This is a genomic window from Sulfurospirillum sp. 1612 (genome assembly GCF_036556685.1).
Lineage (GTDB): Bacteria > Campylobacterota > Campylobacteria > Campylobacterales > Sulfurospirillaceae > JAADIZ01.
The window spans coordinates 2,342,900-2,357,432 of the sequence record NZ_CP140614.1; the positions used below are offsets into that span (position 1 = coordinate 2,342,900).

8 protein-coding genes, 2 tRNA genes and 3 rRNA genes are annotated in these 14,533 nt (G+C 41.1%); 5 read left to right on the plus strand and 8 right to left on the minus strand.

All coding sequences use genetic code 11. The features are described from left to right. The first annotated feature begins 26 nt into the window (after window positions 1–26). Genes SFB89_RS11770 through SFB89_RS11790 form a run of 5 tightly spaced genes read left to right on the plus strand, consistent with a single transcriptional unit; the run spans window position 27 to window position 6,418 of the window. Complete coding sequence (locus SFB89_RS11770) at window positions 27–365, plus strand: hypothetical protein (protein WP_331774885.1); 339 nt, start codon at window positions 27–29, stop codon at window positions 363–365. 53 nt (window positions 366–418) lie between these two features. Next, window positions 419–1,183: a phosphatidate cytidylyltransferase gene (locus SFB89_RS11775; protein ID WP_331774886.1), complete on the plus strand. Its 765-nt coding sequence runs from the start codon at window positions 419–421 to the stop codon at window positions 1,181–1,183. Further along, the gene (gene dxr / locus SFB89_RS11780) at window positions 1,184–2,272 is read left to right on the plus strand and encodes a 1-deoxy-D-xylulose-5-phosphate reductoisomerase (RefSeq protein WP_331774887.1); all 1,089 of its coding nucleotides are present in this window, start codon (window positions 1,184–1,186) and stop codon (window positions 2,270–2,272) included. It begins immediately after the preceding gene. Then, window positions 2,265–3,512: a uracil-xanthine permease family protein gene (locus tag SFB89_RS11785; protein ID WP_331774888.1), complete on the plus strand. Its 1,248-nt coding sequence runs from the start codon at window positions 2,265–2,267 to the stop codon at window positions 3,510–3,512. Before dxr ends, SFB89_RS11785 begins: the two co-directional genes overlap by 8 nt. 26 nt (window positions 3,513–3,538) lie before the next feature. After that, window positions 3,539–6,418: a bifunctional diguanylate cyclase/phosphodiesterase gene (locus SFB89_RS11790; RefSeq protein WP_331774889.1), complete on the plus strand. Its 2,880-nt coding sequence runs from the start codon at window positions 3,539–3,541 to the stop codon at window positions 6,416–6,418. Here the strand turns inward: SFB89_RS11790 and SFB89_RS11795 are convergent. The 8 genes from SFB89_RS11795 to SFB89_RS11830 form a co-directional block, all read right to left on the minus strand. Continuing rightward, window positions 6,399–7,214 carry a metal ABC transporter permease gene (locus tag SFB89_RS11795; protein ID WP_331776090.1) on the minus strand — a complete coding sequence of 272 codons (816 nt, stop codon included), beginning with the start codon at window positions 7,212–7,214 and terminating at the stop codon, window positions 6,399–6,401. The two genes, SFB89_RS11790 and SFB89_RS11795, sit on opposite strands and share 20 nt — an antisense overlap. Continuing rightward, entirely contained in the window at window positions 7,211–7,945 is a 735-nt protein-coding gene (locus SFB89_RS11800; protein WP_331774890.1) for a metal ABC transporter ATP-binding protein, read from the minus strand. The genes SFB89_RS11795 and SFB89_RS11800 overlap by 4 nt, the downstream gene beginning before the upstream one ends. Further along, entirely contained in the window at window positions 7,946–8,797 is an 852-nt protein-coding gene (locus SFB89_RS11805) for a metal ABC transporter solute-binding protein, Zn/Mn family (RefSeq protein WP_331774891.1), read from the minus strand. It lies immediately after the preceding gene. A 159-nt stretch (window positions 8,798–8,956) separates the two neighbouring features. Continuing rightward, window positions 8,957–9,072 (minus strand): 5S ribosomal RNA (gene rrf / locus SFB89_RS11810). A 166-nt stretch (window positions 9,073–9,238) separates the two neighbouring features. Beyond that, window positions 9,239–12,149: ribosomal RNA gene (locus tag SFB89_RS11815) — 23S ribosomal RNA — on the minus strand. Between the two features lie 212 nt (window positions 12,150–12,361). After that, window positions 12,362–12,437 (minus strand) — tRNA-Ala (locus tag SFB89_RS11820). 122 nt (window positions 12,438–12,559) lie between these two features. Continuing rightward, window positions 12,560–12,636 (minus strand) — tRNA-Ile (locus tag SFB89_RS11825). A 90-nt stretch (window positions 12,637–12,726) separates the two neighbouring features. Then, a 16S ribosomal RNA gene (locus tag SFB89_RS11830) occupies window positions 12,727–14,237 on the minus strand. Together the 16S, 23S and 5S rRNA genes with 2 tRNA genes alongside form the textbook arrangement of a ribosomal RNA operon. Window positions 14,238–14,533: the final 296 nt, after the last annotated feature.

The window sequence follows — 14,533 nt, forward strand, 5'->3', positions numbered from 1 at the left end:
TGGTATGTGAACCAAAGGAGTATGTTATGGCAATAGGTCCAATCGGCGCAATCACGTATGCGAACCAAGCAACCCCGTCACTCGCGACAAAACAGACAAATTTCCAAAATAGACTTGATATGCAAAATACTATTGCTGCGGCTGCTTTGGATGACAAAGAGGTCGAAGTCACCGAAATAAGACCCACAGAAGAAACTTATAAAATAGATCCTCAAAACCAACATGAAAAAGAGAAAAACCAAGAACAAGACAAGGAAGAAGAACAAGAAAGCTCCCCCAAAAATCCAGAGACAAAAGCGCATCATGATACGCAAGAAGTCACAGAAGATGTGCCACCATCACCGCATCTTGACATCAAAGCATAAGCAAAACCACACGATAGATTGGGTAGAATACTAAAAAAATAATGGGACACACTATGAACATTAAAGAGATTTATAACACGAGCAAAAGCCGCACCCTAACCACTTTGGCACTACTTTTGCTAGTCTTTGGGGTATTTATAGCCGACAATATTCTACTGACTTGGACGATTTTAGGCGTAGCCTATCTGATTGCATTTTATGAAGCTATGGCACTTTTTGGATACAAAAATAGTAGCTTCTTTGCCTATGCCTTAGCGATTTGGTTGGGAGCTTATATCTATCCCAATCCTGATGATATTTCCTTTGTCGTCATTATCATTGCCTTATCCATCATGGCACACAAAAAAGATATTAATTATAAAATTTTAGCACCATTTGTTTATCCAACAATCCCTATGCTGTTTTTATTCACACTCTATAAAGACTTTGGCGTCTATGCACTGCTTTGGCTTATCGTTGTCGTTGCAAGTTCTGATATCGGTGCTTATATCATCGGCAAAGGAATAGGGAAAACGCCTTTTTCAAAAACATCACCCAACAAAACATGGGAAGGCACCCTAGGAGGTATTTTATCTGCTACGATACTCGGTACCATCATTGGTCTTGGTAGTGTTGCCTTCGTGCCAGCACTAGTAATATCACTGCTCACCGCACTCTCTTCTGTTTGGGGTGATTTATTTGAAAGTTATCTCAAGCGAGACGCCGATGTCAAAGACAGCGGTGATATTTTCCCGGGACATGGTGGCATGTTAGACCGAATTGATGGCTATATGTTTGCCTCCATCATTATGCTCGTTTTGCTTCGAGGGCTACTCTAAGTGATTATTTTAGGATCAACCGGGTCCATCGGAGTCAACGCCCTCAATATCGCACGAAGATTCTCTCTTCCCATAGAAACACTGACAGCGGGCCGTAATGTCGCACTACTGAATCAGCAAATCGAAGAATTTCACCCTCGCTATGTCTGTATCAAAGATAAAGAGTTAGTCCAAGACGTGCATCATGATCATGTCTTTTATGGTGATGAGGGACTACTAGAAGTCATCGAAAAGAGCCAAAGTGACCTCCTTATCAACGCTTTGGTGGGCTTTAGTGGTTTAGCTCCTTCAATATTGACACAAAAATTAGGGAAACGTCTCGCCCTTGCCAATAAGGAATCACTTGTCGTTGCAGGAAACCTCCTTGATACTTCCAAAATCATTCCCATTGACAGTGAACATTTCGGGCTTTGGTACCTTTTGCAAAATAAAAAACCCCATTCCATGACCATTACCGCTAGCGGTGGGGCATTTCGAGATACTCCAATAGAACAATTAGCACGCATGACCCCCAAAGAGGCACTACAACATCCCAATTGGTCTATGGGTAAAAAAATTACCATCGATAGCGCTACGATGACCAATAAAATATTTGAGCTTTTAGAGGCAAGATGGCTCTATGGGTGTGAAAATTTAGACGCAATTATCGAGACAAATTCGATTATTCATGCTATGATTAACTTCGTAGATGGCAGTACCACCGCCCACATGGCTGTGGCAGACATGAAGCTGCCTATCTCATTTGCACTCCTCGGTGATGTCAAGGAACAGATTCTTCCACATGTCAACTTACTTGAGGTCGGCTCACTCAATTTTAGAAAGATTGAGGCAGCACGCTACCCGATATGGGAGATGAAAGAAGAGATTGTCAAAAATCCACAAAGAGGCGTGGTACTAAACGCGGCCAATGAGATTGCAGTCGCAGCGTTTTTAAAAGGGCAAATCAATATCCTTGATATCGCAAAAATCAACAAGCAAGCCTGCTTGTTTTTTCAAGATACCCAAGCCAATACATTGGCAGAAGTATTTGAAATCGATAAGGAGGTACGACTCTATCTCAAAAATTATACAAAGGATATGCGTGAATAGTACAGACTATAACTTTCGCTGGAAAGACAGCATTGTGGGTTTGCAGTTTTTGTTTGTGGCATTTGGTGCCTTGGTTTTAGTGCCTATTTTAACAGGTCTTGATCCTAATGTGGCACTTTTTACAGCCGGTCTTGGAACGTTGTTATTTCAAGTCATCAATAGACAAAAGATACCGCCGATATTTTTGGCTTCCTCTTTTGCATTTATTGCGCCAATTATTTATGGTGTCAAAACATGGGGAATCGCAGGAACCATGTCTGGACTCATCGCAGCAGGACTTCTGTACGTCGTCTTGAGTTTTGCCATTAGATGGAAAGGTTCTGCTTTTATTCATAGACTCTTACCTGCTGTCGTTGTCGGTCCGGTTATCATGACCATCGGACTCATCCTCTCTCCTGTAGCCGTACACATGGCGATGGGTAAAACCGGAGATGGTGCTATCGTCTTAGTTCCCTTCAACCAAGCCATCGTCATCTCATTGGCCTCATTAACCACAACACTGCTCATCTCATTACTGGGCAAGGGTATTTTTCGCTTGTTGCCAATCTTATCGGGCATCGTTGTGGGTTATGTAATTTCGTTGTTTTATGGTATTATTAGTTTTGACAGTGTCATCAACGCACCATGGTTTGCAATGCCAAATTTTGTCTCTCCAGAACTCAATTGGCAAGCTATTATCTATATCTTACCGATTGCTATTGCGCCGGCGGTGGAACATATTGGAGATATCCTAGCGATTAGTCGAGTCACCAAATATGACTATCTCAAAAAGCCTGGTCTTCAAAATACACTGCTCGGAGATGGATTAGCGACCAGTTTGGCATCATGTTTTGGCGGACCTCCAAATACGACTTACTCAGAAGTTACCGGAGCCGTCACGATTACAAAAGCATACAACCCTGCTATCATGACATGGGCTTCAATCTTTGCGATTGTATTAGCATTTGTAGGAAAATTAGGTGGGCTTCTCGCCACCATACCTGTACCGGTAATGGGTGGGATTATGCTTCTTCTTTTCGGCATTATTGCCTCAATCGGCATGGGCACTTTGATCCGAGAAAAAACGGATTTAGAAGACCCTCGCAACATGATTATCGTCTCAATGATTTTGGTTTTTGCCATTGGTGGTATGACCTTTGATTTTGGAGGCGTTGCATTTAGCGGCATCGGTTTAGGTGCGGTTGTTGGTATCTTTTTAAACCTAGTGCTACCAAGAACCCGACATCTTGATGGTTTTTAGACCCTAAAAAATACAACAGAGGCCATATGGAACAAACACACGGTGATAGTGACAGATTATTAAAAATAATGATCTTTATATTTATCTTTGGGTTTTTATTGGTCTCTGCTATGCTTATTTTTATCTTTACAAAAAATTTCTTCAACAACTATAATCACTCCACAGAAGAGACGAGAAAACAGTACGAACGCCAAGCAAAAGTCGAAGCACTTGATCGTATTGAAAAACTCTCAAATTTTATTAATATCTACGAAAGATCTCTCGAACAATCTGAACAAAACAAAGTAAAGAATAGTGTCGATTTTGGTATCGATATGATTCAAGAAGTTTACAATCAATACAAATCTTTTCCCAAAACAATCATCTTTCAGAAAATCAGAGACAAAATGGAAAAATTAAGATTTTTTGACAATAAAAGTGGATATTTTTTCGTGTATGATCTCAAGGGCTTGACGATTGCACTACCCACTTCTCCACAATTAGAAGGAACCAATCAATATGATTTGAAAGATGCTCAGGGAAAACATATAATTCAAGATGCTATCAAAATAGTCAAGACCAAAGGAGAAGGCTTTGATTCTTGGTACTGGTATAAGATAAACGAAAAAAAGATGAAGAAAAAAATAGGCTATGTGAAGTTATTTAAGCCATTAAATATCTTTATAGGCACAGGTCGATATGAAGAAGATATCTTAATAAATGTGAAAAAGGAGTTGAAGCGCTACCTTCAATCTTTGGATGAAAACCAATATGGATATATTTTTGCATACAATTCCAAAGGAGAAAGGATTGAAGGAAAGGGAGAATTCCAAAGTATTCAAAGTTGGGATGAGAAAATCAGAGGACGACACATCGTCAAAGATATCATTCATGGTGCTAAAATAGTCCCTGAGGGATTTTTCTTAAAATATCATTCGACCCAAGGAGAAAATCGCACCGCCTACGTCCGAGATGTCCCCATGCTCAATTGGATTGTGGGCACCAATGTACAAGATACAAAAAAAGTTTATCAAACACAAATAAAAATGCTCCAAAAAAATCTTAAAGGCACAATTTATCAATCTATTACGATATCGGTCATTGTTTTATTTTTCATGGCAACAATTTTCTTGTTTATCGCCCTAAAACTACAAAGTCGTTTTCGAGATATACAAGAAATTCTGGAACAAAAAAATAAAGAGCTATGGGAACAAAAAAATATTTTTGAAACCATCTTTAATGAGTCTTATGATGGTATTATCATTTCTAAAAATATGCAAATTATAGACTGTAATAATGCCGCGGTTGAAATGTTTGGATATCCTGATAAAGAAGCGCTACTTCATGCAAACAATGAGGATCTCATGCCAACATTTCAAGAGAATGGAAAGCACTCTTTAAGTGAGATGGACCAACAGTTGCAAGTAGTCAGAGAACACGGATATGCAGAATTTGAACTCAGAGCCAAAAAAGCTTCGGGGACTGAATTTTGGATTCACTTTTCTGTCACAAGAATCAACCTTAAAGATGGACCTATCGGACATTTCGTGCTAAGAGATGTCACAGAGAACAAGAAGATTGAACAAGCATTAAAAGTGGAACAAAGCAAGTTGGTATTTCAAACCAAACATGACATACTCACCTCCCTACCCAATCGTGCCTTATTAATAGACAGACTCTCGCAAAATCTCAAATATGCCGCAAGAAAACAGAAAAAAGTAGCCGTAGCATTTTTGGATATTGATAACTTTAAAAATGTCAATGATATCCATGGTCATGATATTGGTGATTTATTATTGAAAAAAGTAGCAACAACACTACAAACTTCTATGAGGAATACCGATACGGTTGCGAGATTAGGAGGAGATGAATTTGTCATCATTCTTGATGAGCTCCACGATGCCACAGATTGCTCCATTGTGCTCAAAAAAATCATCAAAAATTTAGATATAAATTTGAAATTAGACAAAGATTTACCGGTCGTCTCTGTTAGTATTGGTATCGCAATATATCCTAATGATGCAAAAGATGTGACGACCTTGCTAAAATACGCAGACATGGCGATGTATAAAGCAAAAGAAGAAGGCAAAAGTCGCTATGTCTTTTATGATCACAGTATGCATACACACATGATTGAGCATCTAAAAATTGAAAATGAGCTGCAAACCGCCATTAAAAATGATGAATTTATTTTGCATTATCAGCCTCAAATTGACATAAAAACTCAAAAAGTAACGGGATTTGAAGTGCTAATTCGATGGCAACATCCCGAACGTGGCCTCTTGTATCCTGCCTCCTTTATTGAAATTGCTGAAGAGAGCGATTTAATTATATCGATTGGCAATATTGTTATGAAAAAGGCAATGCTACAAACAAAGTTGTGGCATGAAAGCGGCTACAATCCGGGTTTGATATCCATCAATTTTGCGACCAAGCAACTTGAGTCAGAAAAACTCTCCCAAACATTTGAATCTATGCTACAACAAACTGGCTGTAATCCAAAATGGCTAGAGATTGAAATACTCGAGAGATTTGTCATGAAGAATCCAAAAAAATCAATCAAAATGCTCTCTTATTTTATCAATATGGGGGTCAGTATCGCTATTGATGACTTTGGCACGGGATACTCATCTATGAATTATCTAAAACTCTTGCCTATCACAAAATTAAAAATTGACCAATCCTTTATTCGAGATATTACTGTCAATAAGAAAGATTTAGCGATTAGCAAAAGTATTATCGATTTGGCAAAAGGATTGGATCTTAAGATTTTAGCAGAAGGAGTGGAGACAAAAGAACAATTCGATCTCTTGTCTGCGCTCGAATGTGAAATAGTCCAAGGATATTATTTTTCACGACCTCTTAATAGTGAGAAAGTTGAGATGATATTACAAAATGATAATCACCTTATCGATGAGACATTTTAAGCACTTTATCTCCCAATAAATACAACCCCATAGATGTCGCACTCACCATAATAATACTAGCACCAGAAGTAATATTAAAATAATAAGAGATGAACAGTCCTCCAAGTGTAAAGACTATCGATAATACACTGGAGATTGCCATCATTTGAAACAAAGAAGCGGAGAGTTTTTCTGCAATATATACAGGAATCGTCAACAGTGCGATGACCAATATCAATCCCACGACTTTGATAGATATGACAACCGTCAAAGAGCACAAAAGTAAAATCAAGGTATAAAACACTTTGACGTTAATCCCTCTAAGGCTGGCATATTCACTATCATATGAAACGGCTAACAAATCACGGTGCCATATAATAACCACAAATAAAATTACTACCAATAGCGTGGCGATAAAATAAATATCATCACGACTAACCGCCAAGATAGAGCCAAATAAATAACTCATCAAATCCACATTATATCCCGGTGTTAAATCCACAAAAATGACACCAATAGCCATCCCCACGGCCCATATCAAACCGATGAATGTATCCATCCGATTTTTTTGTTTGAAACTGATAAAGGATAACAGCAACGCCGCCCCTACTGCAAACAATGAAGCACCTAAGAAAATAGGAATACCAAAATATATCGCCATTCCAATGCCACCATATGAGGTGTGGGCAATGCCTCCCGCTAAAAACACCATACGATTTACGACAATCAAAGAGCCAATGATACCCGCAGCAATACTAACAAGTACGCCCACTAATATGGCATTTTGCATGAACGTGTATGTTAAAATATCCATCAGACACGCTCCTTTAGTAAATTTAGTAATTCAACTTCACAAAAATGTTCACCATGTTTTTGAAATCTTTCCTTATCGATACTAATATCATGCATCACTAAGGTTTTATTAATATATGCCACCTTTTTTGCATATCCGATAATGACCGATATATCATGACTCACAACAACAATGGTAATCTCTTTATTTAATGCTTGTAAGAGTTTATAAATATCCTCTTGTCCCTGCGCATCGATACTAGATGTTGGCTCATCTAAGAGTAATATCTTAGGGTTTGCACACAACGCCCGTGCAATCAAGACACGCTGGCGTTGTCCCCCTGAGAGTGCTCCGATTTTAGTGTTAATAAAATCTTGCATCCCCACTTGCTTCAAAGCATTTTTTGCTTGAGCAATTTCTTCTTTAGAGTAACCAAAAAAAGGTGTTTTCTCCCCCGTATATCCCATCAAGACCACTTCAATGACCTTGATAGGAAAATCCACATTAATATTAGTATTTTGAGGCACATATCCAATCATAGAAAGTTGTTTCGCGGCCTCTTTCCCGGCAATTTTAATTGATCCCTCTTGCATTTTATTAATACCTAAGATCAGTTTCAAAAAGGTTGTTTTACCACCCCCATTTGGACCAATAATCGCCAAATAGTCTTTTTCTTCAACACTCAGTTTGATATGTTCTAAAATCTTTTGTTTTTCGTACGAAAATGAGACATCTTCTACTTCTAAAATTGGCATTTATCGTTGGTCCTTGGCAATCGAAGTTGCAAAATTAATCAAATTCTGTGACCAATTTGCAGCCAGTGGTGTTGCTTTAATAACACGAATATTTAACTCTTTAGCAATCACATTAGCCACGTGATCAGAAAATTCAGGCTGCGTAAAAATTGCTTTAATATGCTCTTTTTTAGCCGTATCTATAATATGCGCTAACATCTTTGGTTTTGGATCCTTTCCTTCCACTTGTATTGGGAATTGGGTCAAATGATACTCTTTTGCAAAATAGCCCCATGCAGGGTGAAAAACCATAAATTTTGTACCATGAGGAACATCTTTCAAGATTTCTTTGAGCTGTTGGTCGACACTGTCAATCTTAGCCAAAAATGCATCATATCGCGCTTTATAGTAGCTTTGATGTGCTGGATCAACATCAGCTAACGCATTATAAATATTTAGTGCGATTATTTTAATCTCTTTGGGACTGGTCCACACATGTGGATCTTTATGGCCTTCTTCCATCTTTTTATGGGTATCCATAAAAGTTGGCATACCAATTTTTGTAATCCCTTTGGTCACATCAACAACTATCATATTCTTGTTTTGGTTCATGAATTTTTTCAACCATACTTCTTCAAATTCTACGCCAATAGCAAAATAAACATGTGCTTTCATGACATCTTTCATCTGTGAAGGTTTAGGCTCATAATTCTCTGGCTCATCCCCAGGTTGTACCATCAGTGATGTATGAACGTGTTCTCCTCCGATTGCCTTCACAAAGGTCATCTCTGGCAAGATGCTCACCACTGCATTAATTTGTGCAAAAAGTGCACTCTGTGCGACAAATATCAATGTTATCAATAATTTTTTCATAGGTTCTCCTGTTTTTGAGTGAATTATATTGCATATCCACTTAAATGCGACTTAGTCGCATAAACATTTCTTAAAAAATCACTACTTCGAAATAAAGAGTTAAAAAAAATTGTTATGGGAAAGGATTGTTGTTGGATAAGTAAGTAAAAAGAAACAAGAATCCGGCAGCGACCTACATTCCCACAACAGTAAGCTGCAGTATTATCGGCGATGAGTTGCTTAGCTTCCAGGTTCGAAATGGGACTGGGCGTTTCCAACTCTCTATAGCCACCGGAAATCTTGAAGTAAATCTATGAATGATAAACTTACTTCAAGATTTTGATTCTTGAGTGTTTATTGTTATGTCAACAAGACGCTACATTAAAAACAATGACTTTAGATTTCTCTAAACCCTTGTAGCCTCTTATTATACTTAATAAGAAAGTGATACAATTGAATATAAAATTTAAGCCAAACGACCTATTAGTACTGGTCAGCTAAAGGGCTTTCACCCATTACACACCCAGCCTATCAAACATGTAGTCTTCATGAGGTCTTCAGGGAAAGTTCATCTTGGAGTTGGCTTCCCGCTTAGATGCTTTCAGCGGTTATCTCATCCGAACATAGCTACCCAGCGGTGCCCTTGGCAGGACAACTGGTACACCAGTGGTTCGTTCAACCCGGTCCTCTCGTACTAGGGTCAAATCTCCTCAACTTTCCTACGCCCACGGCAGATAGGGACCGAACTGTCTCACGACGTTCTGAACCCAGCTCGCGTACCGCTTTAAATGGCGAACAGCCATACCCTTGGGACCTGCTCCAGCCCCAGGATGCGATGAGCCGACATCGAGGTGCCAAACCTCCCCGTCGATGTGAGCTCTTGGGGGAGATCAGCCTGTTATCCCCGGGGTACCTTTTATCCTTTGAGCGATGGCCCTTCCACACAGAACCACCGGATCACTATGACCGACTTTCGTCTCTGCTCGACATGTATGTCTCACAGTCAAGCTGGCTTGTACCATTATACTCTGCGGACGATTTCCAACCGTCCTGAGCCAACCTTTGTAAGCCTCCGTTACTTTTTAGGAGGCGACCGCCCCAGTCAAACTACCCACCAGACATTGTCCTGCTTGAGGATAACTCAAGCCAGTTAGCTATCAGAATAAAGAAGAGTGGTATCTCAACAATGGCTCATCATGATCTAGCGACCATGAATCAAAGCCTCCCACCTATCCTGCACATCTTTATCCCAACAGCAGTGTCAAGCTGTAGTAAAGGTCCACGGGGTCTTTCCGTCTTGCCGCGGGTAGGAGGAATTTTCACCTCCACTACAATTTCACTGGATTCCTGGTCGAGACAGCTCCCATCTCGTTACGCCATTCATGCAGGTCGGTATTTAACCGACAAGGAATTTCGCTACCTTAGGACCGTTATAGTTACGGCCGCCGTTTACTGGGGCTTCGATCAACTGCTTCGACGAATCTAACAGCATCAATTAACCTTCCAGCACCGGGCAGGCGTCACACCCTATACATCCTCTTACGAGTTAGCAGAGTGCTGTGTTTTTGGTAAACAGTCGGGAGGGACTCTTTGTTGTAACCTTCAATGCTCCACCCGCAGGGGTTTCACAAAGGGAGGCACACCTTATACCGAAGATACGGTGCTATTTTGCAGAGTTCCTTAACCAGGATTCTTCCACGCGCCTTAGAATACTCATCTCACCCACCTGTGTCGGTTTGCGGTACGGGTAATTATAGATATACTTAGAAACTTTTCTTGGCTCGACGGCATCAACGATTCACCGTCCACTCCGAAGAGTATCAAGTGCCTATCAGGTCTCGAATAAAAGATCACGGATTTGCCAATGATCTAATCTACACCCTTCGACCAACTATTCCATCAGTTGGCTCGTTTAGCCCTAAGCGTCCTTCCATCGCGCTCTATAATTAGTGTTGGAATATTAACCAACTTTCCATCGTCTACCCCTTTCGGACTCGACTTAGGTCCCGACTAACCCTACGATGACGAGCATCGCGTAGGAAACCTTGGGTTTTCGGCGAAGGGGATTCTCACCCCTTTTATCGCTACTCATGCCTGCATGCTCACTTCCGCACGCTCCACCACTCCTTACCGGTATGGCTTCAACGCTGAGCGGAACGCTCTCCTACCACTTGAAATAAATTTCAAATCTACAGCTTCGGTGGATATTTTTAGCCCCGTTATATTTTCCGCGCAGAATCACTAGACCAGTGAGCTATTACGCTTTCTTTAAAGGATGGCTGCTTCTAAGCCAACCTCCTGGTTGTCTAAGTAACTCCACATCGTTTTCCACTTAAATATCACTTTGGGACCTTAGCTGGTAGTCTGGGTTGTTTCCCTCTTGACGACGCATTTTATCACCCGCCGCCTGACTGCCAAGATTACGCATAGGGTATTCGGAGTTTGACAGGGTTTGGTACATTGGTGTATGCCCTAGCCCAATCAGTGCTCTACCCCCCTATGTTACGACTTGACGCTATACCTAAATATATTTCGGAGAGAACCAGCTATCACGAAGTTTGATTGGCCTTTCACCCCTATCCACAGTTCATCCGGTGAGTTTTCAACCTCAATCGGTTCGGTCCTCCACTAGTTCTTACACCAGCTTCAACCTGACCATGGATAGATCACTTCGCTTCGGGTCTGCAGCCAGTGACTAAATCGCCCTATTAAGACTCGCTTTCGCTACGGCTCCGGGTTTCCTTAACCTTGCCACTGACCACAACTCGCAGGCTCATTATGCAAAAGGCAGTCCATCACCCTGATAAATCATAGGGCTCTGAATGATTGTAAGTAAATGGTTTCAGGTTCTATTTCACTCCCCTCACTGGGGTTCTTTTCACCTTTCCCTCACGGTACTGGTTCACTATCGGTCTGTAAGTAGTATTTAGGGTTGGAGGGTGGTCCCCCCGGATTCAGACAGAATAACACGTGTTCCGCCCTACTCAGGATACTGCTATGTTGTTATCAAGTTTCGTGTACGAGACTATCACTCTCTATGGCTAAACTTTCCAGATTATTCCACTACTATCTAACATACAATATCGCAGTCCTACAACCCCTGTTGTAAACAACAGGTTTGCCCTAATCCACGTTCGCTCGCCGCTACTAGCAGAATCTCATTTGATTTCTCTTCCTCTGGCTACTGAGATGTTTCACTTCACCAGGTTAGCCCCCCGCAGGGTAACTGACATCACTGCCAGCTGGGTTGTCCCATTCGGAAATTCACGGATCAAAGCCTCTTGACGGCTCCCCGTGACTTATCGCAGTCTAGTACGTCCTTCATCGCCTCTTACAGCCAAGGCATCCACCATTCACTCTTAATAGCTTACCTTTTATATTCTAATTAACGTATCACTTCCTTATTAAACATAATAAAACGTTTAACAATGAAATTGTTTTTTATTTGCGTTTGTTGACATTAACAATAATAATTTAATGAACATAATCTTTAAATATTAAAGATTAATTTTTAGACTTATAAAGTCTAATATGAATATTAGTATTAATACTCATATTAAACCTCTAAAGTACTTCAATGTTAATTGGTGGAGAATAGCGGGATCGAACCGCTGACCTCCTGCGTGCAAAGCAGGCGCTCTCCCAGCTGAGCTAATTCCCCTACTGGTGTGTTTCAATCTCTTTTTAGAAGACTGCTGATAAGTATTAGCTGAACGAAGCAACAAGATGCGAAGCTTACTATAAGTAAGTGAGCAGATTGTTAACGATGTTCAAGGCTAAGAATGGTGGGCCTAACAAGATTTGAACTTGTGACCTCACCCTTATCAGGGGTGCGCTCTAACCAACTGAGCTATAGGCCCCTTGACATCAATCTTTCAAAACTAAACAAGCAACACTTAATCCTTTGGTTACCCGGGTAAACATTGTGAGACGTTTACCCTATACTCTAGAAAGGAGGTGATCCAACCGCAGGTTCTCCTACGGTTACCTTGTTACGACTTCACCCCAGTCGCTGAACCCACCGTGGTCGGTAACTACTTTAGTATTCCGACTTCGGGTGAATTCAACTCCCATGGTGTGACGGGCGGTGAGTACAAGACCCGGGAACGTATTCACCGTAGCATAGCTGATCTACGATTACTAGCGATTCCAGCTTCATGGAGTCGAGTTGCAGACTCCAATCCGAACTGAGACTAGGTTTTAAGATTTGCTCCACCTCACGGTATTGCATCTCTTTGTCCTAACCATTGTAGCACGTGTGTAGCCCTGGACATAAGGGCCATGATGACTTGACGTCGTCCTCACCTTCCTCCTCCTTACGAAGGCAGTCTCCTTAGAGTGCTCAGCCGAACTGTTAGCAACTAAGGACGAGGGTTGCGCTCGTTGCGGGACTTAACCCAACATCTCACGACACGAGCTGACGACAGCCGTGCAGCACCTGTCACTTGGCTCTAGTAAACTAGCACTCTCATATCTCTATAAGATTCCAAGGATATCAAGTCCAGGTAAGGTTCTTCGTGTATCTTCGAATTAAACCACATGCTCCACCGCTTGTGCGGGTCCCCGTCTATTCCTTTGAGTTTTAATCTTGCGACCGTACTCCCCAGGCGGCACACTTAATCTGTTAAGTGTATTACTGAAGTGACTAGCACTCCAACAACTAGTGTGCATCGTTTAGGGCGTGGACTACCAGGGTATCTAATCCTGTTTGCTCCCCACGCTTTCATGCCTCAGCGTCAGTTAAGTTCCAGCAGATCGCCTTCGCAATCGGTATTCCTGGTGATATCTACGGATTTTACCCCTACACCACCAATTCCATCTGCCTCTCCCTTACTCTAGGTTACCAGTTTCAGAAGCAGTTCAACGGTTAAGCCGTTGGATTTCACTTCTGACTTGGCATCCAGCCTACGCATCCTTTACGCCCAGTGATTCCGAGTAACGCTTGCACCCTCCGTATTACCGCGGCTGCTGGCACGGAGTTAGCCGGTGCTTATTCATATGATACCGTCATTATCTTCTCATATAAAAGGAGTTTACGCACCGAAATGTGTCATCCTCCACGCGGCGTTGCTGCATCAGGGTTTCCCCCATTGTGCAATATTCCCCACTGCTGCCTCCCGTAGGAGTCTGGACCGTGTCTCAGTTCCAGTGTGGCTGATCATCCTCTCAGACCAGCTAGGCGTCATAGTCTTGGTGAGCCATTACCTCACCAACTAACTGATACCGTACAACCCCATCCTTTAGCACCGGAGTTTTCCCGACTTATCTTATGATAAGAAGGAGTATGGGGTATTAGCAGTCGTTTCCAACTGTTGTCCCCCACTAAAGGGCAGGTTAGTTATATATTACTCACCCGTGCGCCACTAATCCGTTCTAGTAAACTAAAACTTCATCGTTCGACTTGCATGTGTTAAGCACGCCGCCAGCGTTCACTCTGAGCCAGGATCAAACTCTCCATTAAAATGAAGTGTTTAACTTGTTCAGAGATAGTTAATCTCATTTTTTAGTAACCTTAAAGTACTCAAGGTCGCTTGTTTAGATTTCAAAGATTGAATAATTAACATTGATAATTTTAATGAACTTGAATCCCTAAACTTGGGACTCTTTAACACCCGTTCTCTCAAACGAGGACGAAATTATATACAATCATTCCTTAGAACTAGCTTAGTTTTTTTCGGGTTTTTTAGAAAAATATATTTTGTCTACAATTCGTTTATATTTTATTTAGGATGGTGTTATAAAATACCATAAACATAT